At 71.9% G+C, this 24129-nt stretch carries 22 protein-coding genes and 1 riboswitch; of the genes, 14 read left to right on the forward strand and 8 right to left on the reverse strand.

What is annotated here, in order from left to right; genetic code table 11:
* Positions 1-73: 73 nt before the first annotated feature.
* On the reverse strand, positions 74-550 hold the full coding sequence (locus IF22_RS0119555) for a MarR family winged helix-turn-helix transcriptional regulator (RefSeq protein ID WP_030334029.1): 477 nt from the start codon (positions 548-550) through the stop codon (positions 74-76).
* An 82-nt stretch (positions 551-632) separates the two neighbouring features.
* Here IF22_RS0119555 and IF22_RS0119560 point away from each other — a divergent pair, with 82 nt between their 5' ends.
* The 3 genes from IF22_RS0119560 (at position 633) to mqnP (ending at position 3754) form a co-directional block, all read left to right on the forward strand.
* Positions 633-1205: a carboxymuconolactone decarboxylase family protein gene (locus IF22_RS0119560; protein WP_030334031.1), complete on the forward strand. Its 573-nt coding sequence runs from the start codon at positions 633-635 to the stop codon at positions 1203-1205.
* Between the two features lie 177 nt (positions 1206-1382).
* On the forward strand, positions 1383-2843 hold the full coding sequence (locus tag IF22_RS0119565) for a menaquinone biosynthesis decarboxylase (RefSeq protein WP_030334033.1): 1461 nt from the start codon (positions 1383-1385) through the stop codon (positions 2841-2843).
* Positions 2843-3754 carry a menaquinone biosynthesis prenyltransferase MqnP gene (gene mqnP, locus IF22_RS0119570; protein WP_030334038.1) on the forward strand — a complete coding sequence of 304 codons (912 nt, stop codon included), beginning with the start codon at positions 2843-2845 and terminating at the stop codon, positions 3752-3754. Before IF22_RS0119565 ends, mqnP begins: the two co-directional genes overlap by 1 nt.
* 54 nt (positions 3755-3808) lie before the next feature.
* Here the strand turns inward: mqnP and IF22_RS0119575 are convergent, their stop codons facing one another.
* Positions 3809-4792 (reverse strand): terpene synthase family protein, encoded by a 984-nt coding sequence (locus IF22_RS0119575; protein WP_030334039.1) that lies wholly within the window; start codon positions 4790-4792, stop codon positions 3809-3811.
* A gap of 152 nt (positions 4793-4944) precedes the next feature.
* Between IF22_RS0119575 and IF22_RS0119580 the strand changes: the two genes are divergently transcribed.
* A complete protein-coding gene (locus IF22_RS0119580) occupies positions 4945-5574 on the forward strand; it encodes a UbiX family flavin prenyltransferase (RefSeq protein WP_030334042.1) in 630 nt (209 codons plus the stop codon).
* A 118-nt stretch (positions 5575-5692) separates the two neighbouring features.
* Here IF22_RS0119580 and IF22_RS34505 read toward each other — a convergent pair whose 3' ends face one another.
* Positions 5693-5959, reverse strand: a complete 267-nt coding sequence (locus IF22_RS34505; protein WP_007454516.1) for a BldC family transcriptional regulator — start codon at positions 5957-5959, stop codon at positions 5693-5695.
* 270 nt (positions 5960-6229) lie between these two features.
* On the opposite strand from IF22_RS34505, the gene IF22_RS0119590 reads away from it, so the two are divergent.
* Genes IF22_RS0119590 through cds1 form a run of 3 tightly spaced genes read left to right on the forward strand, consistent with a single transcriptional unit; the run spans position 6230 to position 8693 of the window.
* Positions 6230-6688 carry an Lrp/AsnC family transcriptional regulator gene (locus IF22_RS0119590; RefSeq protein WP_030334044.1) on the forward strand — a complete coding sequence of 153 codons (459 nt, stop codon included), beginning with the start codon at positions 6230-6232 and terminating at the stop codon, positions 6686-6688.
* 50 nt (positions 6689-6738) lie between these two features.
* Positions 6739-7569: an SDR family NAD(P)-dependent oxidoreductase gene (locus IF22_RS0119595; RefSeq protein ID WP_030334046.1), complete on the forward strand. Its 831-nt coding sequence runs from the start codon at positions 6739-6741 to the stop codon at positions 7567-7569.
* Between the two features lie 32 nt (positions 7570-7601).
* Complete coding sequence (gene cds1 / locus IF22_RS0119600; protein ID WP_030334047.1) at positions 7602-8693, forward strand: L-cysteine desulfhydrase Cds1; 1092 nt, start codon at positions 7602-7604, stop codon at positions 8691-8693.
* A gap of 35 nt (positions 8694-8728) precedes the next feature.
* On the opposite strand, the gene IF22_RS0119605 is transcribed toward cds1, so the two are convergent.
* The 4 genes from IF22_RS0119605 to IF22_RS0119620 all read right to left on the reverse strand — a co-directional run bounded on the left by IF22_RS0119605 (position 8729) and on the right by IF22_RS0119620 (position 15018).
* A complete protein-coding gene (locus IF22_RS0119605) occupies positions 8729-9349 on the reverse strand; it encodes a putative glycolipid-binding domain-containing protein (RefSeq protein ID WP_036411914.1) in 621 nt (206 codons plus the stop codon).
* Positions 9350-9451: 102 nt separating this feature from the next.
* Positions 9452-11506, reverse strand: coding sequence for a DEAD/DEAH box helicase (locus tag IF22_RS0119610; RefSeq protein WP_374224229.1), 2055 nt, complete (start codon positions 11504-11506; stop codon positions 9452-9454).
* A gap of 197 nt (positions 11507-11703) precedes the next feature.
* The gene (locus IF22_RS35955) at positions 11704-13338 is read right to left on the reverse strand and encodes a hypothetical protein (protein WP_051708639.1); all 1635 of its coding nucleotides are present in this window, start codon (positions 13336-13338) and stop codon (positions 11704-11706) included.
* 114 nt (positions 13339-13452) lie between these two features.
* Positions 13453-15018 (reverse strand): C40 family peptidase, encoded by a 1566-nt coding sequence (locus tag IF22_RS0119620; protein ID WP_030334057.1) that lies wholly within the window; start codon positions 15016-15018, stop codon positions 13453-13455.
* Positions 15019-15257: 239 nt separating this feature from the next.
* Here IF22_RS0119620 and mqnE point away from each other — a divergent pair, with 239 nt between their 5' ends.
* The 3 genes from mqnE to IF22_RS0119635 all read left to right on the forward strand — a co-directional run bounded on the left by mqnE (position 15258) and on the right by IF22_RS0119635 (position 17246).
* Positions 15258-16427 carry an aminofutalosine synthase MqnE gene (gene mqnE, locus IF22_RS0119625; protein ID WP_030334058.1) on the forward strand — a complete coding sequence of 390 codons (1170 nt, stop codon included), beginning with the start codon at positions 15258-15260 and terminating at the stop codon, positions 16425-16427.
* A 23-nt stretch (positions 16428-16450) separates the two neighbouring features.
* Positions 16451-16888, forward strand: coding sequence for a hypothetical protein (locus IF22_RS0119630; protein ID WP_030334060.1), 438 nt, complete (start codon positions 16451-16453; stop codon positions 16886-16888).
* Between the two features lie 73 nt (positions 16889-16961).
* Entirely contained in the window at positions 16962-17246 is a 285-nt protein-coding gene (locus IF22_RS0119635) for a DUF4229 domain-containing protein (protein WP_030334061.1), read from the forward strand.
* Between the two features lie 87 nt (positions 17247-17333).
* Here the strand turns inward: IF22_RS0119635 and IF22_RS0119640 are convergent, their stop codons facing one another.
* A complete protein-coding gene (locus IF22_RS0119640) occupies positions 17334-18671 on the reverse strand; it encodes a C39 family peptidase (protein ID WP_030334063.1) in 1338 nt (445 codons plus the stop codon).
* 210 nt (positions 18672-18881) lie between these two features.
* Between IF22_RS0119640 and IF22_RS0119645 the strand changes: the two genes are divergently transcribed.
* The 4 genes from IF22_RS0119645 (at position 18882) to IF22_RS0119660 (ending at position 23983) form a co-directional block, all read left to right on the forward strand.
* Positions 18882-20759, forward strand: coding sequence for a M14 family metallopeptidase (locus tag IF22_RS0119645; RefSeq protein ID WP_030334065.1), 1878 nt, complete (start codon positions 18882-18884; stop codon positions 20757-20759).
* Positions 20760-20939: 180 nt separating this feature from the next.
* Positions 20940-21004: riboswitch (cobalamin riboswitch) on the forward strand.
* Positions 21005-21115: 111 nt separating this feature from the next.
* Positions 21116-22045 carry an ABC transporter substrate-binding protein gene (locus IF22_RS0119650; protein WP_030334066.1) on the forward strand — a complete coding sequence of 310 codons (930 nt, stop codon included), beginning with the start codon at positions 21116-21118 and terminating at the stop codon, positions 22043-22045.
* Positions 22046-22103: 58 nt separating this feature from the next.
* The gene (locus tag IF22_RS0119655; protein ID WP_030334068.1) at positions 22104-23183 is read left to right on the forward strand and encodes a FecCD family ABC transporter permease; all 1080 of its coding nucleotides are present in this window, start codon (positions 22104-22106) and stop codon (positions 23181-23183) included.
* Positions 23180-23983 carry an ABC transporter ATP-binding protein gene (locus IF22_RS0119660; protein WP_030334070.1) on the forward strand — a complete coding sequence of 268 codons (804 nt, stop codon included), beginning with the start codon at positions 23180-23182 and terminating at the stop codon, positions 23981-23983. Before IF22_RS0119655 ends, IF22_RS0119660 begins: the two co-directional genes overlap by 4 nt.
* The last annotated feature ends 146 nt before the right edge of the window (positions 23984-24129 follow it).

Here is a 24129-nt window from a genome sequence, read left to right on the forward strand (position 1 = left end):
CCACCTGGGCGGACGCCTTCGGTCAGTTCGCCCGCCCACCGGTTGTCGGGCAGCCCCGCACGGCTGCGGGCGATCAGCCGCCGAACCAGCCGGGCACGTCGAGCCGGAACCAGTTGGCCGCGGCCATCGTGGTGAGGTCGTCCTCCATCGCGGTGACCCGTTGAGGGCCGAGGGTGTCGGCCCACTGTGCCCGCAGCCGGTCGAAGATCTCGGCCGAGCGGCGTAGCCCGTCGGCGCCGCGCGGCGTGACCCGCACCAGCCGGCGTCGGGCGTCGGCGGGGTCGTCGGCCCGCTCCAGGTATCCCACGGCGACCAGCCGGTCGACGGTCTTGCCCGCCGCCTGTTTGGAGATGCCCAGCCGTTGGCCCAACTCGGTGGCGGTGGTGCCGTCCGCACCGACGGCCTGGAGCACGAACCCGTGCAGCGGTCGTAGCTCCGGATGCCCCTCCCGGGCCAGTTCGGCGTGCAGGTCGTCGATCAGCGTCCGGAAGCCGGCCAGCAGCAACAGCGGTAGCGCGAAGCCGGGCCGCGCGGGATCAGGGGTTGCCATGTTCGACAACCACGTTTACTATTTCGTCAACCACGTTGACTATCGTACCGTCCCCGAACCAAGCCCTGGAAAGCAGGTAACCATGTCCGTCTTCACCGCCCACACCGCTGAGACCGCCCCCGCCGCCGCCCGCCGGTCCATCGAGGGAGTAAGCGGCCGGTTCGGCTGGCTGCCCACCCCGGTGGCACTGATGGCCGATTCGCCACAGTTGCTCACCGGCTTCCTCGCCGCCAGCGCGGGCTTCGAGCAGACCGACCTCGCCCCGCTGGACCGGGAGGTGGTCATCCTGACGGTCTCCACCAGTCACGAATGCCACTTCTGCGTCGCCCTGCACACCGGCAAGCTCACCCAGCTCGGCGCGACTCCCGAGCTGATCGCCGCGCTGCGGGCCGGCTCGGTACTGCCCGAGCCGCGACTGGAGGCGCTGCGCCGGTTCACGCTGGCCGTGCTCGACCACCGGGGCGCGGTGCCCGACCACGAGCTGGACGACTTCCTGACCGCCGGATACCAGCCCCGGCACGCACTGGACGTGGTGCTCGGCGTCGGCGCGTACACCATGTCCACCTTCGCCAACCGACTCACCCGGGCACCGCTCGACCCGCCGCTGGCCGCCCACGCCTGGGCGCCGGCAGCCCGCACATGCGCCGGGTCTTGATCCACTCGGCTTTCAGAAAGTCGGCCTATCTCCAGGCGCAGGACACCCCGACTTCCTGAAAGCCGAGTGGATCTAGGCACGCCGCGCCGTCCGCACCGGGCTCGCCGTGGCGGCCATCGCGCGCGTCACAGCACCCGGCTTGGGCCGGGTGGGAGCCGGTGCGGGAGACTGGGCGACATGGCGGCTCGTGGCTTCCCGTACACCGATCTCAAGGACTTCATCGCGGCGCTGGAGCGCGCGGGGGAGTTGCGCCGGATCGACGTCCCGGTTGATCCGACCCTGGAGATCAGCGAGGTGGTCACCCGCACGGTGCGGGCCGGCGGCCCGGCGCTGCTCTTCGAGCGTCCGACCCGGGGCGAGATGCCGGTGGCGATCAACCTCTTCGGCACCGAGAAGCGGATGGCGATGGCGCTCGGCGTCGACACGCTGGACGAGATCGGTGCCCGGATCGGCGCGATGATCAAGCCGGAGTTGCCGGTTGGCTGGTCCGGCATCCGCGAGGGCCTCGGCAAGGTCATGCAGCTCAAGTCGTTGCCGCCGCGCAAGGTGAAGACCGCGCCCTGCCAGGAGGTCGTCTACCGGGGCGACGATGTCGACCTCAACCGACTGCCGGGGTTGCAGGTCTGGCCGGACGACGGCGGGATCTTCCACAACTACGGGCTGACCCACACCAAGCACCCGGAGACCGGCAAGCGCAACCTGGGCCTCTACCGGCTCCAGCAGCACGGCCGCAACACCCTGGGCATGCACTGGCAGATCCACAAGGACTCGACGGCACACCACGCGGTCGCCGAGCGGCTCGGGCAGCGCCTGCCGGTCGCGGTCGCGATCGGCTGCGACCCGGTCGTCTCGTACGCGGCCAGCGCGCCTCTGCCCAGTGACATCGACGAGTACCTGTTCGCTGGGTTCCTGCGCGGCGAGCGGGTGGAGATGGTCGACTGCCTCACCGTGCCGTTGCAGGTGCCGGCGCACGCGCAGATCGTGCTGGAGGGCTACCTGGAGCCCGGTGAGCGGCTGCCCGAGGGGCCGTTCGGCGACCACACCGGCTTCTACACGCCGGTCGAGCCGTTCCCCGTGCTGCACATCGAGGCGATGACCATGCAGCGGAAGCCGGTCTACCACTCGATCGTCACCTCGAAGCCGCCGCAGGAGGACCACGGCCTCGGCAAGGCCACCGAGCGGATCTTCCAGCCGCTGCTCAAGCTGATGATCCCGGACATCGTCGACTACGACCTGCCGGCCGCCGGCGTCTTCCACAACTGCGCGATCGTCTCCATCCGCAAGCGCTACCCGAAGCACGCGCAGAAGGTGATGAACGCGATCTGGGGCGCGCACCTGATGTCGTTGACCAAGCTGATCGTGATCGTCGACGAGGACTGCGACGTGCACGACTACAACGAGGTCGCCTTCCGGGCCTTCGGCAACGTCGACTACGCCCGCGACCTGTTGCTCACCGAGGGTCCGGTGGACCACCTCGACCACTCGTCGTACCAGCAGTTCTGGGGCGGCAAGGCTGGCGTCGACGCGACCCGCAAGCTGCCCACCGAGGGCTACACCCGTGGTTGGCCCGAGGAGATGAGCATGGCGCCCGAGGTCACGGCCCTGGTCGACAAGCGCTGGAAGGAGTACGGGATCTGATGGCCGTCCTCGACGCACCGGCGGCGAAGCCGGGCCGGACCAAGTCCTTCCTGAAGCTCGTCGCCGTCGAGCACTCCGTGTTCGCGCTGCCGTTCGCGTTCCTCTCCGCGCTGACCGCCATGCAGATCAACGGCGGGCGGGTACGGTGGCTCGACCTGCTGCTGATCACCGTGGCGATGGTCGGGGCGCGGACGTTCGCGATGGCCGCCAACCGGATCCTCGACCGCAAGATCGACGCGCGGAACCCGCGTACCGCCGGACGGGAACTGGTCACCGGAGCGGTGAGCGTGCGGACGGCCTGGACCGGCGCGGCCGTCGCACTGGTGGTCTTCCTCGTCGCTGCCGCCCTGCTCAACCCGCTCTGCCTGGTGCTCGCGCCGCTCGCCGTGGTGCCGCTGGTCGTCTACCCGTACGCCAAGCGGTTCACCAACTGGCCGCACGCCATCCTCGGGATCGCCCAGGCGGTCGGCCCGGTCGGCGCCTGGCTGGCGGTCACCGGCACCCTGGACGGCTCCGGGCCGGCCTGGCTGCTCGGCGCGGCCGTGGGCCTGTGGATCGGCGGCTTCGACCTGATCTACGCCTGCCAGGACTCGGAGATCGACCGGGAGATCGGCGTGCACAGCGTGCCCGCCCGCTACGGTCGGCGTTTCGCGCTGCACGCCTCCACGGTCGCGCACGTGGTGACGTTCGCGCTGTTCATCTGGTTCGGCGCGTTGATCGGCCTCGGCTGGCTCTGGTGGATCGGGCTGGCGTTGACAGCTGTGGCGTTCGGTTACCAGCACCTGGTGGTCACCCCGACCGACCTCAGCAAGGTCAACCGGGCGTTCTTCACCGCCAACGGGTTCGTCGGCATCGCGCTGTTCCTCTTCGCCCTGCTCGACCTGGTGATCCGGCTCGGCCTGCGGCCCTGAGGTCGGGTGATCCGGCCCGGCCGATGGGTCTGGGGCTGGGTGATCCGGCCCGGCCTACGGCTCCGGGGCTGGTGGTGCGGCGCTGACGGGGTAGCGGGCGCTCTCGAAGGTCCAGTCGATGGTCCCGCGCACGGCGTACGCGACCCCGTCGAGATGGTCGGCGACCGCCCTGTCCAACGCCGGACCGAACGACGGCACCGCGGCGCGCAGCGCGACGAAACGTCGCATCGCCTCCCGCCAGTGCTCGGCCGCGCGTTCGACCGCCTCCGCCTCCGGCAGGTCGAGCTCGGCCTGCAGGGCGAGGACCAGATTGTGCCCGCCGGCGGTCGTCCGGTCCCGGTCCAGCGAGGCCAGGTCGTTGTACCAGGAGAGCAGGTCGTTGCCGGTGCGGGCGATCTGACGCAGCAGCGGGTGGTGGTAGACCGGGTCGGGCAACGGTCGGCCGCTGACGAACTCCACGAGCGGGTACGACACCTCCGCCGCCGACGTCGCCCGACGCAGCTCGACGTACTCGTCGACGCTCGGGCGGCGGCCGGTCTCCTTGTTGACCGCCTCCTGCCAGGTGCCGTCGAGGTGTCGGGCCACCGCGTCGGCGAAGCGCAGCCGCCACCGGGCCGGCATCCGGCGGCGCGGCTCCCGCCACGCCAGCACCAGCAGTCGCCGCAGCGGCCCGCTCAGCCCGGTCTGCCGCAGCCGGGCGCCGTCGTGCAGCAGTGCCAGGGTGCCGTTGCGCAACGCCCGGATCTGCTCCGGAGTCAACCGGTTCGGCCCGTCGCAGGCGTCGTCGACCAGGAAGAACCAGGTGAACAGCGCGGTCAGCACCCGCAGGTCGGCTTCGGTCGCCCCGGGGTAGAGCCGCCCGGCGTACCGGGCGAAGGCCCCCCGGGACAGCCGGCGCAGCGCGGCGTCGTCCAGTGGCAGGCCAAGCTCGGGCAGCAGATCGAGCAGCCAGCCCTGCACCCGGTCGGCGTGTGCGGGCAGCTGGGACGGGATCGGACATTCGGCACGCAGCGCCCGGAGGATCTCGCCGGTCGTCACCGATGCCTCCTCTACGAGATGGTTCCGGTGCGAATCGCCAGCCGCAGCATGTCAGGTCGGCGGGAGGCACAGGTGCCCCGCCCGACATGTCGGACCGTACCGACCCCGGGGGTGCCCACCGGCGGACCAGCCGGACCAGGCAGGCTGGGGGTATGCGGGAACCATGGGTGGTCGGGGTCTCCGGTGCCTCCGGTACGCCGTACGCGGCGGCCGTCATCGGCGGGCTGCTCGACGCGGGCGAGCCGGTGGACCTGATCGTGTCCCGGGCGGCACGACTCACAGTGCTCGACGAGACCGGCCGGCCCTTCCGTGACGGGCACTGGGCCGAGGACCTCGCCGCCTGGCTCGGCCGGGACCTGACCTCTGCGGATGTCCGGCACTGGCCGGCCGGTGACCTGGCCGCCGGGCCGAGCAGCGGCTCCTACCGGGTACGCGGGATGGCCGTCGTCCCGGCCAGCACGGCGGCCTGCGCGGGCGTCGCGATCGGGCTCTCCAAGGACCTGTTGCAGCGCGCCGCCGAGGTCAACCTCAAGGAACGCCGACCCGTGGTGCTGGTGCCCCGGGAGACACCGGTGACCCGCAGTCACCTGGAACACCTCATCGCGCTGCACGACGCGGGCGCTGTGGTGCTGCCGGCCAGCCCCGGCTTCTACGGTGCCGGCGCGGCGGCCAGCGCGCAGCAACTGGTCGACTTCGTGGCCGGCAAGGTGCTGGACGCCCTCGGCGTCCCACACACCCTGTTCCGGCGGTGGTCCGGCCAGCTCGGCGCAGCGCGAAGCTGAGCCGCCGCTCGTGCCGAACAGTGCTGCTCAGGACGAGCAGCGTTGCCGCACGACGGTCGGCCGAAGTGGGACGCGGACCGGACTGGTGTCCGGTCCGCGTGGCGTTGTCCGCACCAGTTCAGTACATGCCGGCGTTGGCCGGACCCGGCCCCGTGGAAGCGGCCGGCCCCACATTGCGTGGCTTTCCGACCTCATCCACCTCGTCCAGCATGCCCTCCCCCTCAAGCAGGGCCCGCACCTCGGATTCCCGAAACCGGCGATGCCCGCCTGGAGTCCGGATGCTTCCTATCCGGCCGGCCGCCGCCCATCTCGTCACAGTTTTCGGGTCTACCCGAAACAGCGCGGCGACCTCACCCGGTGTCAGCAGGCGATCTCCAGTGTCCACAGCCCCCTCCTCGCGTCGACGAAGCCCCCGGCTGAACACACTGCCCCCGGCTGGTGCGTAGCCCAGAGCCGTCATGAGGGACGTATGGCAATTACAGCACCAGGGACATGGCCTGTCCGCCCAAACGCGAAAAATGCACTGAGTGGGGAGTTAGTAATGTTACTGGTGCTACCTCTGCCCTGACCGCCGGTTTTTGAACAGTGACTCACCGCTCAGTCCAACGGGTGCCGAAGGCCGCACGTTACGTGGCAACGGTTAGGGTCACTCTCTGTGGATGCCATCGACCTGAGCCTCGTCGACCTGCTGCGCGGCAACGCGCGCCTCTCGTACGCCGAGCTGGCCCGACAGGTGGGCCTCTCCGCCCCGGCCGTGCACGAACGGGTCGGCAAACTGGAGAGCAGCGGGGTTGTTCGGGGCTACCGCGCGGACGTGGCCCCGGAGTCGATCGGGCTGGGTGTCACCGCGCTGATCGGCATCGTCGAGGACTCCGGTGCCGACACCGACGACATGCTCGAGTCGCTGCGGGTGCTGCCCGAGATCGAGTCCTGCTACTTCATGGCCGGCGTGGAGTCGTTCCTGCTCAAGGCGCGGGTCGGCACGATCGCCGAACTGGAGCAGTTGATCGTGCGGTTGAACCGGACACCGGGGGTCGCCTCCACCCGTACCGCCATCGCGCTCTCCACGAAGTGGGAGAACCGCCCGCAGCCGGTCGGCCCGACCGCGACCTGACCATCCCGTACCCCTGGTGTCGCCCGGTCGACCGGCGGTAGCGTGCGCCGATGACCCCTCCGGCGCGTCCCGTGGCCGTGGTGACCGGCGCCGCCGGGGGCCTGGGCCGCGCCATCGCCACCGCGCTGCACGCCGACGGCTGGTCGGTGCTGCTCACCGACCTCGACCCGGCGGCGGTGCGGGCCGCCGCGGCACCGCTCGGCGGCTGGTCGGCAGCCCTGGACGTCCGGGACGAGGACGCCTGCCGCGCCATCGCCGCGAACGCGGCGAGCCGGGGTGACCTCGCACTCTGGGTGAACAACGCCGGAATCCTGGTCACCGGGGCGTCGTGGGAGCACGACGCCCCGACTCGCCGCCGAGTGCTCGACGTGAACGCCCACGGCGCCATGAACGGCACCCTCGCCGCGCTGACCGTGATGCGCGCGCAGGGCCACGGGCACGTGCTCAACGTCGTCTCGCTGGCCGGGCTGATCGCCGCGCCCGGCGAGACGGTGTACGCGGCCAGCAAGCACGCACTGCTGGCGTTCAGCCTCGGCACCCTGTCCGACCTGCGGATGGCCGGCTACCGGCGGGTGCACGTCTCCTGCCTCTGCCCGGACGGCATCTGGACCCCGATGCTGCACGACCGGCTGGACGACCCGGGGGCGGTGGCCTCGTTCACCGGGTCGATGCTGACCGCGCAGCGGGTGGCGGCCCGGGTGGTCCGGCTGGCCCGCCGACCACGCCCGGTGGTCAGCCTGCCCCGCTGGCGGGGTGCGCAGGTGCGTCTGTTGGACGCGCTGCCCAGGTTGGCCGTCACACTGACCCCACTGGTCCGCGCCGCGGGCCGCGCAGGTCAGCGCCGCCAACGCCGCCGGTCGGCATCGCCGGACCGGCGCTGACCACCCCTGGTCAGCTTGCTACGTTTCCGAGCGTGACTCATCTCGACAGGTGCGACGAATCCAGCCGGACCTGGGTGACCGAGGCGATCGCCACCGTCGAGGCGGACGCGAACCGCTCGGCCGACACCCACCTGCTGCCGTTCCCGCTGCCCCGCGAATGGGGGATCGACCTCTATCTGAAGGACGAGTCGTCACACCCCACCGGCTCCCTGAAGCACCGGCTGGCCCGCTCGTTGTTCCTGTACGGGCTCTGCAACGGCTGGATCGGGCCGCGCACCACGATCGTCGAAGCGTCGTCGGGTTCCACTGCGGTCTCCGAGGCGTACTTCGCCCGGATGCTGGGCCTGCCGTTCATCGCGGTGATGCCCGCCTCCACCTCACCGGAGAAGATCGCGCAGATCGAGTTCCAGGGCGGCCGGTGCCACCTGGTGGACGACCCGGCGAGTGTGGTGGTCGAGGCCCGGTGGCTCGCCGAGGACTCCGGCGGGCACTTCATGGACCAGTTCACCTACGCCGAGCGGGCGACCGACTGGCGGGGCAACAACAACATCGCCGAGTCGATCTACGCGCAGCTGGAGCTGGAGCGGCACCCGATCCCCGCCTGGGTGGTGGTGGGTGCCGGCACCGGGGGCACCAGCGCGACAATCGGCCGGTACGCCCGGTACCGCCGGCTCGCCACCAAGCTCTGCGTGGTCGACCCGGAGAACTCGGCGTTCTACCCGGCCTGGCTGGCCGCCGACTGGTCGGTACGGACCGGGAAGGGCTCCCGCATCGAGGGGATCGGCCGGCCCACCGTGGAGGCGTCGTTCCTGCCCTCGGTGGTGGACCGGATGGTCCAGGTGCCGGACGCGGCGTCGCTGGCCGCGATGCGCGCCGGATCGGCGCTGCTGGGCCGTCGGGTGGGCGGCTCCACCGGCACCAACCTGTGGGGCGCGTTCGGCCTGATCGCCGCGATGCTCGCCGAGGGTCGGACCGGTTCGGTGGTCACCCTGATCTGCGACCCCGGCGACCGGTACGCCGACACGTACTACGCCGACGACTGGGTGAGCGCCCAGGGCCTCGACCTGACCCCGCACCTGGCCACGATCGACCGCTTCCTGGCCACCGGAGTCTGGCCCGGCTGAACCGCCAAGCGGGCCGTGGCCGGGCTCGGTGTCGGTCAGCGGGGGTCGATCCGTTCGGCCAGCCCGGGGTAGCGCACCACATAGCCGCTGTCGTCCAGATCGATGTCGGCGGTGAAGGTGCCGCTGGCGAAGCGCATCCGCCCCGGCCCGAGCCCGGTGTAGATCTGCTCGGCCGGCACCACCTCCAGGCCGGGCAGCAGCACCCAGGCGACGGTGATCCGGTGGGCCACGTCGGCGGGCTCGGCCGCCATCCTGAGCCGGTGATACGGCAGGGCGTTGAACAGCGGCGAGCCGCTCAGGTCGACGTCGAGCGCGTCGGCCAGTCGGTCCGGGTCGTCGGTGCCGGGCAGCCCGGCCCGGGGATGACCGGCCACGACGAGGGCCGCGTCCAGGTCGCCCTGCTCGGCGGTGGTGACCCGCCACCGGCCCACGGCCCGCTCCAGCGTCACCCGGCGCAGCCAGCCGGGACCCTCGGCCTCGACCTCGACCCGCGCGGTGGCCCAGTCCGGCGTGGTGGTCAGCTGGTAGCGGGCGGTCCACGGGACCGGGTCCACGGCGAGCAGCGTGCCCCTGGCCGCCAACCCGTGGCCGTCGTCGAGCAGGACCTGCTCGCTGCCGGCGGTGTCCGTCCGGGACCAGAAGATTGACTTCGGCATGGTCGGCATGAGCCGGACGTTACGCGACCCGGTCGGCATCGGCAGGGCATGCGCGAACGCCGCCGCGAAGCCTGGGCTTCGCGACGGCGTTCGGTGGATCAATCAGTGGGTACGCGCTGGCGGTCGCCCGCCGAAACCGCGCCGGTCGTCGCGCGGCCGGTCATCGCGCTGCCGGTCGTCACGGGGCCGGTCGTCGCGGACCCGGCTCTCCGGGCGGAAACCACCGCGAGCGTCCCGGTCGCCGAAGCGCCGCTCACCCTGCGGCCGGTCGCCGAAGCGCCGCTCGCCGGTCGGCCGATCGCCCCGACCGTCCCGGTCACCGAACTGCGGCCGGTCCCCGAACCGACGCTCGCCCTGCGGCCGGTCGCCGTACCCCCGGGTGTCCCGATCGGCGTAACGCCGCTCGCCCTGCGGGCGGTCGCCGTAGCCACGGTCGCCCTGCGGGCGGTCGCCCTGGGCCCGGTCGCCGAAGCGACGCTCGCCGGTGGGCCGGTCGCCGAAGCGTCGGTCACCCTGCGGGCGGTCGCCGTAGCCACGGTCACCCTGCGGGCGGTCGCCGAAGCGGCGCTCGCTGGTGGGCCGGTCGCCGTAGCGGCGGTCGCCCTGCGGCCGGTCGCCGTAGCCCCGGTCGCCCTGCGGGCGGTCGCCCTGGGCCCGGTCGCCGAAGCGGCGCTCGCCGGTGGGCCGGTCGCCGAAGCGCCGGTCGCCCTGCGGGCGGTCGCCGTAGCGACGCTCGCCGCCTGAGCGGTCACCGAACCGACGCGGGCCGCCGGCCCGGTCGTCGAACCGGCGCGAGCCGCCGGAGCGGTCGCCGTAGCCCCGGGGCTCCGCCTCGACGCGGACCGGGACGCCACTGGGCTCGCGGGCGCCGACCAGCTCGGCCAACGCCGCGTCACCGACCCGGACCCGGGTCTCGGCCGGCGCGACGCCGGCCTTCTCCATCATCGCCAGGGTGGTACGGCGCTGCTTCGGCAGCACCAACGTGGCGACCGCACCAGACTCGCCGGCCCGGGCGGTACGACCCGCACGGTGCAGGTAGTCCTTCGGGTCCTTCGGCGGGTCGACGTGCAGCACCAGGGTGACTCCGTCGACGTGGATGCCCCGCGCCGCCACGTCCGTGGCGACCAGCACGTTCATCCGGCCCTCGCGGAACTCGGCAAGCGTCTTGGTGCGCATCCGCTGGGTCTTGCCGCCGTGCAGCCCACCGGCGCGTACGCCGACGGCCGCGAGCTGCTCGACCAGCCGGTCCACCCCGAGCTGGGTACGGGCGAAGACCATCGTCCGGCCGTCCCGGGCGGCGATCGAGGCCGCCACCGGGAACTTCTCGTGCGGCGGGATCAACAGCATGTGGTGGTCCATGGTGGACACCGAGGCGGTGGACGGCGCGGTGGAGTGGGTGACCGGGTCGGTCATGAACCGCTTGACCAACGCGTCGACGTCACCGTCCAGGGTGGCCGAGAAGAGCAGCCGCTGACCGTTCGCCGGCGTCTTCGCCAGCAGCTCGGTCACCTCGGGCAGGAAGCCCATGTCGGCCATCTGGTCGGCCTCGTCGAGCACCGTGACCTCGACGTCGTCGAGCTGGCAGATGCCCCGCTCGATGAGGTCGCCGAGCCGCCCCGGGGTGGCCACGATGATCTCCACACCGCGACGCAGCGCGTCGATCTGACGGTCGTACGGAACGCCGCCGACGGCGGTCTTGAGGAAGATGCCGACGGCCTTGCCCAGCGGCACCAGAGCGTCGTTGACCTGCATGGCCAGCTCTCGGGTGGGCACCAGCACCAGGGCGCGCGGGCGCATCGGCCGGGCCCGGTTGCGGTCGGCCAGCCGAGCGATCATCGGCAGGCCGAAGGCGAGCGTCTTGCCGGAACCGGTCTGCCCCCGACCCAGCACGTCGCGGCCGGCGAGCGCGTCCGGAAGGGTGGCCCGCTGGATCTCGAACGGGCTGGTGATGCCCTGCTGCGCCAGTGCGCGGACCAGCGGGTCGGGCAGGCCGAGGGTAGTGAAACTGATCGGGTCGGCGGTCTCCGTCGGCACGGGCTCGGCCTGCGGGGTGGCGGCCTCGCCCGGAGCGACGTCGAGCTGCTCCCGTGCGGTGTCGGCCGCCGGGACTGAGTTGAAAACGGACGTAACGGTGCTGGGGTCAGCAGAGGTGGTCAACAAAAACCTTTCGAGCGGGGCGCATCTTCGCGATGGCCTGCCGCGGCTGTGCCGCCGGATCGCCCGCAAGATCGCCCAGGGGCGCACACCACGCGCGCCGGGTCAGTGATCTCATCCAGTGTACGGCGGTCCGGCGAAGCCGCCAGCCGGTTGTCCGACCGTAGTGGGCGGACTCACCATCGCTGGCGCTCGCTGGCTCACCCGTTGAGCACGCTGCCCACCAGACCGTCCAGGGCGTCGCCGGCGAGCAGGACGACCGCGACGCTGATCGCCACCAGCAGCCCCAGAGCGGCGGCCAGGACGATCATCACCCGGGCGTTGCTGGACCGTTCGGTCGGCGTGTCGGACCAGCCCTGGGCCAGGATGTGCCCGGTCAACGAGCCGGAGGTCTCCACCGCGTTGGCGGGTATCGCGACAGTGGTGAATCCGGCCCCCTCGCCGTTGCCGTAGACGGTGCCGGCCAGGTCGGAGCCGCCGTCGTGCCGCACACCACGGGTGCCGGCCGTAACCCGTCCGGCGGAACCGGCCGGAGGGCCGCTCGGCGGCGCGGTCGTCCGGGAGTTCATGGTGCTGTTCCGGGTCGACGACGGAGCCCCGGTGGTCGACGGCGGCCAGCTCGGCAGCGCTGGCGCGGGAACCACCGGCGGTGCGGAGGCGGCTGGCGGGGCCCATCCGCCGGCGGACATCGGGCGGGTCGCCCCACCGGTGGGTGACCACCCGGATGGCGGTGCGGAGACCGACGCGGTGGCCCGTACGCCGGGCGTGTCGGTCATCGCCGGTGGCGGCGGAAACGGCGGTGCCGGCATCGGGCCGGGCGGGGCTGGCGGTGCCGGCACCGGCGGACCGGGTGGCGGCAGCGGCGGGCTCGGGACGGGCGGCGACGGCGGGCCGGGAATGGGCGGCACCGGCGAGGGCGGCGGGATGGGCGGGCCCGGAACGGGCGGAACCGGACCGGGCGGCGGCGTTGGGCGGGGGTTCGGCGTCGGCGTCGGCCCGGGCGGGTACGGACCCGGGGCCGGTGCGGGCTCCGGCTCGGGTGGCGGCGGCTGCGTCGGCCCGGGGCCGGGTGGGGCGGGCTCCGGCTCCGGAGTCGAGGGCGTCGGGGCCGGCTCCGGCTCGGTGCCCACCGGCGCGGACCGGTAGACGCCGGGCGTGCTCTCCCGAGGATCCGGGCTGCCCAGGGTGCCGGCCGTGCCCCGGCTGCCGCTCGGAACCGTGGCGCTGGCCCGGGCGGGCGCGGGGGAGCCGTGCCGCTGACCCGGCAATGACACGTCGGCCGAGCCGGCCGGGCTGGCCGAGCCGGTCGCCCGGTAGGTGGTCGCCGTGCTCGGAGCACTGGCCGGCATGTCGGCCCGGCGCGCCGTGGCGGTCACGACGCTGGCGCGGGCGCGTACCGGTGCGGTGGCCTGAGCAGGGGGCGCGTCGACCACTGCCGGCTCCCCGGCGTCGGTCCCGCTGCTGTCCGTGGCGGCGTCGGTCCCGCCGCTGTCCACGGCGGCGTCCGTTCCGCCGGGGGCGGCACCGGCGGGTACCTCGGCGGCGGGCGCATCGTCATCGGCGTCGGTCGAGGCGTCCGCGACGACCGGTGCCGTGCTGCTGTCGGCCGCCTTGGCATCGCTGGCGGTTGAGCTGATGTCGCTGTCGGCGGGGCCGCTGTCGGCCGCCTCGGCATCACTGTCAGCGGAGCGGTCGGCCGGGCTGGCGTCGCTGTCTGCCGGGCTGGTGCCTGCCGGGCTGGCGGCGGTCACCGGGTCGGCGGTGTCCGGCCCTGGTGGGTCGGCCTGGTCGACCACGGGGTCGACAGTCTCCGCCGGATCTTTCTGCTCGGCCATTTCCGCCCTCCGCGCCATGCTCGCACCCGGACCCGTGACGTCGGGTCGGATGTGCCTGGTTGTCACGGTGCCACAGATCTCCCCGAGCGGACAGCCGGAGCGGGTCGTGGCGGATCAGCCCGCGTCGCTGGGGGTGGCCGTCGCGCTGCGGGTGCCGGTCGCGCTCGTGCTGGCCTTCGGCGTGGTCGTCGGAGACGCGCTGTTCGGTGCGCTGGGCGGTGCCGGCGGCAGGGTCGTCGGAGTGTTGCTCGGGGTGTTCGACGGCTTCGGCGTGGTGCTGCCGGTCGGCGTGGGCGTCGGGGTGGTCGTCAAGGTCGGCGTCGGGGTCGGCTTGGTGGTCTTCGTCGGCGTCGGCGTGGGCGTCGGCTTGGTGGTCTTCGTCGGCGTGGGCGTGGGCTTCGGCGGCGTCGGCTTCGGGGGCGAGACGGGCGGGGTCGTGACGGGCGGGGTCGGATTGGTCACGGCCGGTGCCGGCACCGCGCCGATCACCCGGGTGGCGGCGTACAGCCGGGACCAACGGACGACCGAGATCTTGACGACGTCGCCGGTGGTGGGTGCCTGCACCATCTTGCCGTTGCCGATGTACATGCCGACGTGGTGGATCGTCGTCCAGCTGCTGCCCGAGGCGAAGAAGAGCAGGTCGCCGGGGAGCAGCGCGCTCTGCGGAACCGTGCGTCCCCGGGTGGCCGCGTACTGGTCGCGGGAGACCCGGGGCAGGTCGAAGTAGTCGGCACCGGGGGAGCGGTACGCCGCCCACATCAGGCCGGAGCAGTCGAACTGGTTCGGCCCCTCCTCGGACCACTTGTACGGGTCGCCGAGCTGGGCGAGCGCGTACCGGACCGCGGCCAGTGCCCGGGGGTGCGCGGCCATGCCGCTGATGCTCTGGTTGGAGACGTAGCCGGCGCCGATCTGCTGCTCGGTGGCTTCCTGCTGGCGTTCGATCTCGATCAGCGCGGCGGCGTTGTCCTTGCGCAGCTTGAGCAGGCTCGCCTCGGCGGCGCGCAGCGCCGTCTCGCCAGTGGTGAACTCCAGCTCGGCGGCGGCGAGCAGGTCCTTGGCCTCGCTGTGCTTCTGGTACGCGGCCTGCTCACCGGCGCGGGCCCGGGACAGCTCCCCGGCCACCCCGGTGGTGCCGCCGTCGACCTTCTCGCCACGGGTGATCGCCTGCAGGCGGCTCAGCCCACGGATGTCCTGGGCGAGGTCGCCCGGCGGGAGCGCGGCGGCCTGCTTGATGGCCTCGGCGGCGGCGGTGTCGGCGGTCTGCTGGGCCCGCAGCAGGGCGTCCTGTGCGGTCGCCAGCGCCTTGCCGGCCGCGTCGAGCTGGGCCTGCGCGTCGACGCGTTTCTGTCGGCTGACCAGCAACGCCTCGCCGAGCGTGCCGACCTGAACCTCGCCGGCGGCGATCGCGGTGGCCAGCGGGCCGCTGCCGATGTTGACCACCGGCGGGACGGGCACGCCGGCGACCGGTGCGCCGCCGGGCAACTGGAGCGAGCCGGTGATCGCCGGGCGGGAGCCGGTGTCCGGCACGGTGGTCGGCACGCCGGGCTCCGCGTACGCGGGGGTGGCCAGCACCGCTGCGGCGATGGCACCGAGCAGGGCGGCCCAGAGCTTCGGACGCAGGACCGGCGAGATCACCGGGCTCCGTCGTCGCTGCCGTCGCCCGCGCCCGCTGTAGACCATGCCGCTCCCCGTCCAACCGCTCGTCGTCGCGCTCGGTGGGCGCGACCGCCGGGACGGTACCAGTGTGTGTGTTCCGCCCCACCTTGTTACTACCGCACCTCGCCACTCATGTCGATGCGTTGTCGGGTTACGGGAGGCTGAGAGTCTGGTGAAGTGGGTCGCTGCCGCCGACCGTGCCGCCGGGCCCGTCGGCGTCGCGACGTACGCTCGATCCGGACCGCAGGTGGAAGGGACGTGCCATGGACGCCGGACTCAAGCGTGAGCTCGAAGCGAAGGTGTACGCCGGTGAGCGGCTGACCCGGGAGGACGGGGTCGCCCTCTACGAGAGCGACGACCTGACCTGGCTGGGGCGGCTGGCGCACCACAAGCGCACCGAGCTGAACGGCGACCGGGTGATGTTCAACGTCAACCGGCACCTCAACCTGACCAACGTCTGTTCGGCGTCGTGTGCGTACTGCTCGTTCCAGCGCAAGCCGGGCGAGAAGGACGCGTACACGATGCGCATCGACGAGGCGGTCCGCAAGGCCAAGGAGATGGAGGACGAGCAGCTCACCGAGCTGCACATCGTCAACGGTCTGCACCCCACGTTGCCCTGGCGTTACTACCCGAAGGTGCTGCGTGAGCTGAAGGCGGCGCTGCCGACCGTCAAGCTCAAGTGCTTCACGGCGACCGAGGTGCAGTGGTTCGAGAAGATCAGCGGCCTGAGCGCCGACGAGATCCTCGACGAGCTGATGGACGCCGGCCTGGAGTCGCTGACCGGTGGTGGCGCGGAGATCTTCGACTGGGAGGTCCGCCAGCACATCGTCGACCACGCCTGCCACTGGGAAGACTGGTCGCGGATCCACGCCCTGGCGCACAGCAAGGGCATGAAGACCCCGGCGACGATGCTGTACGGCCACATCGAGGAGCCCCGCCACCGCGTCGACCACGTGCTGCGGCTGCGCGAGTTGCAGGACGAGACCGGCGGGTTCGCGGTCTTCATCCCGCTGCGCTACCAGCACGACTTCGTCGACTCGGCGGACGGCAAGATCCGTAACCGGATCCAGGCCCGCACCACGATGGCCTCGCCGGCCGAGTCGCTGAAGACGTTCGCCGTCTCCCGGCTGCTCTTCGACAACGTGCCGCACCTGAAGAACTTCTGGGTGATGCACGGGCTGTCGGTGGCTCAGCTGTCGTTGAACTTCGGCGTGGACGACCTGGACGGTTCCGTCGTCGAATACAAGATCACTCACGACGCCGACTCGTACGGCACCCCGAACACCATGCACCGCGACGACCTGCTGCACCTGATCTGGGACGCCGGCTTCCAGCCGGTCGAGCGGGACACCCGCTACAACGTGGTCCGGGAGTACGACAAGGCCCCGTCGCTGGCCGAGCGGCGCGCCGAGCCGCAGCAGGTCTGGGCCTGAGTCGCCACGTACCCTCGCAGTCGATGACCGAGCAACGAGGATCTGAGCAGCAGGGCGGCTTTCCCCGCCGGGACGACCAGGGCCGCATCAGTACCCTGGGCGACCTGCTCGGGGTGTGCCTGGCCGGCCTGGTCATCGGCGTGCTCGCGTTGGTGCTGTTCGACTGGGCGTTCGCCTCGATCGGCGCCGGCGACTTCGGGCACACCAACGGCTGGCTGGCGGTGATCCTGCCGGCCTGGCTGTTCTGGGACGACTTCCGGGCCTGGGAGTTCGGCGCGGCCCGCGTGGTGGCGGCGGTGGTCGCGGCTGCCGTCGGGGTGTTCGTGGGGCTGCTGATCGCCGGTCTGGGCGGGGGGTTGCCGCCGCTGCTGTCCGGCGCGTTGGCGGCGGGGGCGTTCACAGTGGCGTACGCGGCCATCTGGTTCCCGGGCGTCCGCTGGCTGGCCCGGCGGACCGGCTGAGCACTACCGCCCGCCGGGCGGCTCGAACCTTCCGCCGGCAGTGGCGGGCGACGGAGAGAACGGAGTGGTGCAGGTGAGCGCCGCGCTCAAGTACACGCTGGGCCGGATCGGGCTGTTCGTCGCCGTGCTGGCGGGCCTCTGGCTGATCGACATGAACGTGTTCCTGAAGCTGATGCTGGCGTTGGTGTTCTCCGCCGCGCTCTCCTTCTTCCTGCTGCGCGGTTGGCGGGACGAGATGGCCGGGGAGATCGCCGAAGCGGCCGAGCGCCGCAAGGTGGAGAAGGAACGCCTCCGCTCCGCCCTGGCCGGCGAAAACCCCCAAGATCCCACCGACCCGCCCACCGACTCCCCGCGTTGATCATGAGGTTAGCGGCTACGACACGCCGAGTGGCAGCCGCTAACCTCATGATCAACTCCGAAGAGGTGGGTGGCGGGAGGGGTGGGCCTACCAGTTGGTGGAGCCGGGGACCTTGGGCCAGGGCTTTGCGGTGGGCTTGATCAGGTAGGCGATGCCGCCGGAGCCGCCGGAGACGCCGCCGCTGGCGTTGGTGCGCTTGGTCCGCAGCCAGATCTGCTCGAACTGCGCCCGCTTGTAGACGTTGCGCACCACGTCGTTGCTGGACGAGGCGGGGTCGTTGACGATGACGTCGCCGTCGGCGGTGAAGCCGACCACCACGAACAGGTGCCCGGAGGTGCCGTAGTTGGCGCCGTCCAGTTCGCTGGCGAGGAAGGACTGGCTGGTCACCACGGGGATGCCGGCGGCGATGAAACGTTCCAGCTCGTCCAGCGAGTGCAGCCGGGTCACCCGACCCTCCAGCCCGGGGAAGCTGGCCGCGTACGCGGTGTTGAACGGCCAGTTGCCCGCGCCGTCGTACGCGTAGTCGTAGGTCATCCGCGCGGCGTGGTTGACCGTCGGGTCGGGGTAGGTGGGGTCGACCCAGGAGGTGTCGGCCGCCGACGGTCCGCGGCCCCAGTACTCGACCACCATCTCGGTCGAGGTGGGCGAGCACCACGCCTCGCCGCCGCCGTCGTACTCGGGGTAGTGCCCGCTGTGCACGTTCTGCGAGTAGCGCGGCACCGGCAGTTCGACGCCCCAGGCGATGTGCCCGGCGCTGGGCGCGACGGTGAACCGGTCCGGCACTGTCGAGCTCATCGCGCCCAGCATCCGGACCACCGGCGCGGCGCTCTGCCCGGGCGCGCGGTAGAGGGTCAGTTTGAGCTGGTACGACCGCAGCAGCACCCCGGCCGCAGCGTCGTCGATGCTGAACGTGTCGGTCCAGATCGTCGACCAGGGGTCGCCCTGTCGGTTGACGCTGGTCCGCTTGATGTCGGTGTCGCCGGACGCCCAGCGCCCCAGCACGTACCACGGGGTCTGGTCGCCGCTGGTGTAGTTGCCCTGCATCTCCATTTGGATCCAGGTGCCGGCCGGGGTTTCCGCGTTCCAGGAGGCGATCAGTTCGGTGGCGTCGAACCCGATCCGGGTCACCGGTGAGGTCCAGGTGCCGTACTCCCAGGTGCGGGTGGCGCCGGTGTGCGGGTCCGCGTACTCGATGGTGCCGGCGGGGCGGGCCAGGGTGACGCCCGCGCGGGCGCCGGGCACGACGCGGGTGCCGGCCTGGCTGCCCCGGTGCCAGTCGGCGGGCCCGGACCAGTCCTGGTAGGTGATCTGCTCGTCATGGGCGGGGGCGGGCGGGTGTGCCGCCATCGCGGGCGCGGTGGTGGCGAGCAGGGTGAGCGTGGTGACGCCGGCGAGGGCGGCCGCGCGCAGGCGGGATCTGGCCATGGGTGCTCCGCGGTGTCGAGGGGGCATCGTCGCTGGTCAGTTTTCCGCTTGGAGGGAAGTTTCGCCAGACGTTGATAGGTGGAAAATCATTGCCGCCGTGATGATCCTCCTGGGATGCATAAGGCAGCGATCGATATTGATATGACCATGTGACAGGTGGTGAAGTGTCCTTCACCCAGCGGGATCTCCCGCCCTTCGAGGAGGTAGTCCATGGCCCTCCGCACGCCCATCCCCTTCCGCCGTGTCCTGGTGCTCGCTGTCGTCACCGGGCTGGGCATCGTCACCGTCGCCGCCGGTCCGGTCGCCGCCCGACCGGCACCGGACCGCACCGCAGAGTCGGCCGCCGCCAGCTACCGGGTCCTCGGGCCCCGAACCCTCGCCGACCGCAACGCGGTGGCCCGCACCGGAGCCGCCATCGACTACTCCGAACACGGCGTGCTGCACATCTCGGCCACCGCGAGCGAGGCCGCCGCGATCGGCAAGCTCGGCTTCCGGCTCGAACCGCTCGCCCCGCCGCCGAACGCGGAGCGCGGCGCCGGCGAGATCGGCACCCTGGCCTTCCCGCCGGCCGACTCCAACTACCACGACTACGCGGAGCTGACCGCCGTCGTGAACCAGGTGGTCGCCGACCATCCGGCGATCGCTCGCAAGATCAGCATCGGTTCGTCGTACGAGGGCCGCGACCTGATGGCGGTGAAGATCTCCGACAACGTCGGCACCGACGAGAACGAGCCGGAGATCCTGTTCAACTCCCAACAGCACGCCCGTGAGCACCTGACCGTCGAGATGGCGATCTATCTGCTCAACCTCTTCACCGACAGCTACGGCAGCGACTCCCGGATCACCAACATCGTCAACGGCCGGGAGATCTGGATCGTGCCCACCGTCAACCCGGACGGCAGCGAGTACGACATCGCCACCGGGTCGTACCGATCGTGGCGCAAGAACCGCCAGCCCAACAGCGGCTCGTCCAACGTGGGCACCGACCTGAACCGCAACTGGGGCTACAACTGGGGTTGCTGCGGCGGCTCGTCCGGCTCCACCTCGTCGGAGACCTACCGGGGGCCGTCGGCGTTCTCCGCACCCGAGACGCAGGCGCTGCGCAACTTCGTCAACAGCCGGGTGGTCGGCGGCGTGCAGCAGATCAAGGCCAACATCGACTTCCACACGTACTCGCAGCTGGTGCTCTGGCCGTACGGCTACACCACCGCCAACACCGCGACCGGGATGAACGCGGACCAGTACAACACCTTCGCCACGATCGGCCAGCAGATGGCGGCCACCAACAACTACACCCCGGAACAGTCCAGCGACCTCTACATCACCGACGGCGACAGCCTCGACTGGATGTGGGCCACCCACAACATCTGGGCGTACACCTTCGAGATGTACCCGGGCTCCGCCAGCGGCGGCGGCTTCTACCCGCCCGACGAGGTGATCCCCGCACAGACCTCGCGCAACCGGGAGGCGGTGCTGATCCTCAGCGAGTACGCCGACTGCCCGTACCGGGCCATCGGCAAGCAGGCGCAGTACTGCGGCGGCGGTGGCGGCACCACTGTCTGGTCGGACACCTTCGAGACCGCCACCGGCTGGACCATCAACCCGTCCGGCACCGACACCGCCACGGCTGGCGCGTTCGAGCGGGGTGCCGCCCAGGCGACCACGTCCTCCGGGGCCAAGCAGCTCACCCCGTACGCCGGCTCCAACGACCTGGTCACCGGCCGGCTGGCCGGCTCGGCAGCCGGTGACTACGACGTCGACGGCGGCGTGACCAGCGCCCGGTCGCCGGCGGTGACCCTGCCGTCGTCCGGCACGCTGACCCTGTCGCTCGCCTGGTACCTGGCGCACGGCTCGAACGCCTCGTCGGCGGACTACCTGCGGGTGAGCGTGGTGCACAACGGCGGAACGACATCGCTGCTCACCCAGGCCGGCGCGGCCAGCAACCGCAACGGAAGCTGGGCGGTCGCGAACCTCAACCTCACCCCGTACGCCGGCCAGTCGGTCCGCATCCTCGTCGAAGCGGCTGACGCCTCCGGGGCGAGTCTGGTCGAGGCGGCTGTGGACAACGTCACCATCACATCCTCCTGATCGGGTGGGGCCCCGTCCCGCCCCCCGGCGGGGCCCCACCACCCGCTCCCGATCCTCCTGATCCGGGACATACCCCTCACCCTGCGGCGGTCCAACCGATCGTCGCGCGCCGATCGATCCTTGATCGATCCGGCACGTCCCGGCGGTGCGCTACCGTCTTACCGACCAGCCCGCAGCGAAGCCGGTGCGAAACCGGCGCTGTCCCGCAACTGTGATGCCCCACCGACCGGTGGGGACGAGCCAGGTCGCCTGCGGACCGGTCGCGATACGCGCTCTCGAGGAAGGGCGCCTCGTGGGCGGGCGTACGAAAGTCCCTGTCGGCGAAGCACCACACTCCTCGACCGACAGGAGGCCCCATGAACAGACGTACCCCTCGGCTCTTCGCGGCGACCCTCGCGGTCGCCGCGCTCACCCTCGGCGCCTGCGCCGAGAAGGCCGACGACACACCGAGCACCGGCACCGCGGCCGCCGCCTACCCGGTGACGGTCGGGGCGCTCACCCTCGACAAGCGGCCCGAGAAGATCGTCGTGCTGTCGCCCACCGCCACCGAGATGCTCTTCGCGATCGGTGCCGGCCCGCAGGTGACCGCCGTCGACGACCAGTCGAACTACCCGGCCGACGCGCCCAAGACCGACCTCTCCGCGTTCCAGCCGAACGCCGAGGCGATCGCCGGTAAGAACCCCGACCTGGTGGTGCTTTCCGACGACCGCAACAAGATCGTCGACCAGCTCGGCAAGCTCAAGATCCCGGTGTACCAGACCCCGGCCGCGACCACGCTCGACGACTCGTACCGGCAGATCACCGAGCTGGGCACGCTGACCGGGCACGCCGACCAGGCCACCGACGTGGTCACCCGGATGAAGGACGACATCACCAAGCTGGTCAAGGACCTGCCGCAGCGCGCCGAGAAGCTCACCTACTTCCACGAGCTGGGCCCGGAGCTGTACAGCGCCACCAGCAAGACCTTCATCGGCTCGCTCTACAGCCAGGTCGGCCTGACCAACATCGCCGACCCGGCCGACGCGGACGGCAAGAACTTCGGCTACCCCCAGCTGTCCCAGGAGTTCGTCGTCAAGGCCGACCCGGACTTCGTCTTCCTGGCCGACGCCAAGTGCTGCCAGCAGAACGCCGACACGGTCAAGGCGCGCAGCGGCTGGGCCGGCCTCACCGCGGTCAAGAACAACCAGGTCGTGGCCCTGGACGACGACATCGCCTCGCGCTGGGGCCCGCGGGTCGTGGACCTGCTCCGGGTGATCGTCGACGCGGTCGCCAAGGTGCCCGCGTGACAGTCGTCAGTCGGTGACCGGGCCACTGCCCGCGCCCCGGCCGGCCGGGCCGCTCGCGGTGGCCCGGCCCTCCGGGCCGCTGCCCGTCGCCCGGCCGGCCGGGCTGCGCAAGCGTTGGCTGGTCGCGGGGTTGTTCGCGGTGCTCGTCGCGCTCGTCGCCGGGGTGTCGCTCGGCCCGGTGAGCCTGCCCCCGGGCAGCGTCGCCGCCGAGCTGCTCAACCTCGTTCCCGGGGTGCACCTCGACAGCGGGCTGACCGAGCGGGAGATCGCGATCGTCACCGAGCTGCGCCTGCCCCGAGTGGTGCTGGGTCTGCTCGTCGGCGGTCTGCTCGCCCTCGCCGGTGGTTGCTACCAGGGCGTGTTCCGCAACCCGCTGGCCGACCCGTACCTGCTCGGGGTGGCCGCCGGCGCGGGCCTGGCGGTCACCGCGGCGATCGCGCTCGGCGGCGGCGGCCGGCAGGGCACGCTCTCCGGGCTGCCGATGACCATTCCGTTGGCCGCGTTCGCCGGTTCCCTGCTCGCCGTCACGATGACCTACGTGCTCGGTGCGGCCGGCGGGCGACGCGGGTCACCGGCGATGCTGATCCTGGCCGGGGTGGCGGTCTCCGCGTTCCTCTCCGCCGGGCAGACGTACCTGCTGCAACGAAACGCGGACAGCATCCAGCCGGTCTACTCCTGGCTGCTCGGCCGGCTGGCCACCGCCGGCTGGCACGACGTGCTCCTGGTGCTGCCGTACGCCGCGCTGACCACAGTGGTGGTGCTGCTGCACCGCCGCGAGCTGGACGTCCTCGCGGTCGGCGACGACGAGGCGCGCAGTCTCGGCCTGCACCCGCAACGCACCCGCTACCTGTTGATCGCCGCCGCCTCGCTGGGCACCGCGGCGGCGGTCTCCGCGACCGGGCTGATCGGCTTCGTCGGCATCATCGTGCCGCACACCGTCCGACTGCTCGCCGGCTCCAGCTACCGGGTGATCCTGCCGATGTCACTGCTGTTCGGCGGCGCGTTCCTGGCGCTGACCGACGTGGTGGCCCGGACCGCCGCCGCTCCGTCCGAGGTGCCGATCGGTGTGGTGACCGCCCTGCTGGGCGGCCCGTTCTTCGTCCTCGTGCTGCGGACCGCCCGGCGGGTGCTCACGTGAGCCGCGAGCCCACCGCCGGTGCGCCGGCCGTCGAGGTGCGCGGGCTGCACGTCGACCTCGGTGGCACGCCGATCCTGACCGGCGTCGACCTCACCGTCACCGCCGGCGAGTGGGTCACCGTGATCGGCCCGAACGGCGCCGGCAAGTCGACACTGTTGCGCGCCGTCGGCGGCCTGCTCTCCGCGCCGGGAGCGATCACCCTCTTCGGTACGCCGAGTGCCGCGCTGCGCCGTCGGGACCGGGCCCGGGTGGTGGCCACGGTGGCCCAGTCCCCGGTGGTGCCGTCGGGCATGTCGGTGCTGGACTACGTGCTGCTCGGCCGCACCCCGTACATCCCGACCCTGGGCCGGGAGTCGACCGCCGACGTCGACGCCGTGCACGAGGTGCTGGGGCGGTTGGACCTCACCGGCTTCCACCATCGCGAACTGGCCACCCTCTCCGGCGGCGAACGGCAGCGGGTGTTCCTCGCCCGGGCGCTCGCCCAGGGCGCGACGCTGCTGCTGCTCGACGAACCGACCAGCGCGCTCGACATCGGGCACCAGCAGGACGTGCTCGAAGTTGTCGACCAGCTGCGCCGCGAGCATGGCCTGACCGTCCTGGCCACGATGCACGACCTCTCCCTGGCCGGTGAGTACGCCGACCGGATGGTGATGCTCGCCGGCGGTCGGGTGGTGGCCGCCGGGACCCCGTCCGAGGTGCTGACCGAAGAACTGCTCGCCGCCCACTACCGGGCCAGCGTCCGGGTGGTGCCCGGTGCGCACGGCCCCCTGGTGGTGCCCGTCCGTCCCACCCGCCGGTAGCCGCCCGGCTGCGGCCCTCGGTGTCGAATAGCACCGCAAGATTGTGCTCGAACCTGGAAAGAGTGGTATCCGAGCGTCAGAACACCACGACATCCAGGTTCGAGCACGATCTTGGCGGGAGGCGTCGTCGTCGGCGCGCTGGCGAA

Source organism: Micromonospora parva (assembly GCF_000718515.1).
Taxonomy (GTDB): Bacteria; Actinomycetota; Actinomycetes; order Mycobacteriales; family Micromonosporaceae; genus Micromonospora; species Micromonospora parva.

What these genes read in the sequence shown, in the direction of transcription:
- IF22_RS0119620 (WP_030334057.1), bottom strand. Translation starts at nt 15,018, where the DNA reads ATGGTCTACAGCGGGCGCGGGCGACGGCAGCGACGACGGAGCCCGGTG.
- IF22_RS0119645 (WP_030334065.1), top strand. Translation starts at nt 18,882, where the DNA reads ATGGCCCTCCGCACGCCCATCCCCTTCCGCCGTGTCCTGGTGCTCGCT.
- IF22_RS0119555 (WP_030334029.1), bottom strand. Translation starts at nt 550, where the DNA reads ATGGCAACCCCTGATCCCGCGCGGCCCGGCTTCGCGCTACCGCTGTTG.
- IF22_RS0119595 (WP_030334046.1), top strand. Translation starts at nt 6,739, where the DNA reads ATGACCCCTCCGGCGCGTCCCGTGGCCGTGGTGACCGGCGCCGCCGGG.
- mqnP (WP_030334038.1), top strand. Translation starts at nt 2,843, where the DNA reads ATGGCCGTCCTCGACGCACCGGCGGCGAAGCCGGGCCGGACCAAGTCC.
- IF22_RS0119650 (WP_030334066.1), top strand. Translation starts at nt 21,116, where the DNA reads ATGAACAGACGTACCCCTCGGCTCTTCGCGGCGACCCTCGCGGTCGCC.
- IF22_RS0119565 (WP_030334033.1), top strand. Translation starts at nt 1,383, where the DNA reads ATGGCGGCTCGTGGCTTCCCGTACACCGATCTCAAGGACTTCATCGCG.
- IF22_RS0119605 (WP_036411914.1), bottom strand. Translation starts at nt 9,349, where the DNA reads ATGCCGAAGTCAATCTTCTGGTCCCGGACGGACACCGCCGGCAGCGAG.
- mqnE (WP_030334058.1), top strand. Translation starts at nt 15,258, where the DNA reads ATGGACGCCGGACTCAAGCGTGAGCTCGAAGCGAAGGTGTACGCCGGT.
- IF22_RS0119560 (WP_030334031.1), top strand. Translation starts at nt 633, where the DNA reads ATGTCCGTCTTCACCGCCCACACCGCTGAGACCGCCCCCGCCGCCGCC.
- IF22_RS0119580 (WP_030334042.1), top strand. Translation starts at nt 4,945, where the DNA reads ATGCGGGAACCATGGGTGGTCGGGGTCTCCGGTGCCTCCGGTACGCCG.
- IF22_RS0119630 (WP_030334060.1), top strand. Translation starts at nt 16,451, where the DNA reads ATGACCGAGCAACGAGGATCTGAGCAGCAGGGCGGCTTTCCCCGCCGG.
- IF22_RS35955 (WP_051708639.1), bottom strand. Translation starts at nt 13,338, where the DNA reads ATGGCCGAGCAGAAAGATCCGGCGGAGACTGTCGACCCCGTGGTCGAC.
- IF22_RS0119640 (WP_030334063.1), bottom strand. Translation starts at nt 18,671, where the DNA reads ATGGCCAGATCCCGCCTGCGCGCGGCCGCCCTCGCCGGCGTCACCACG.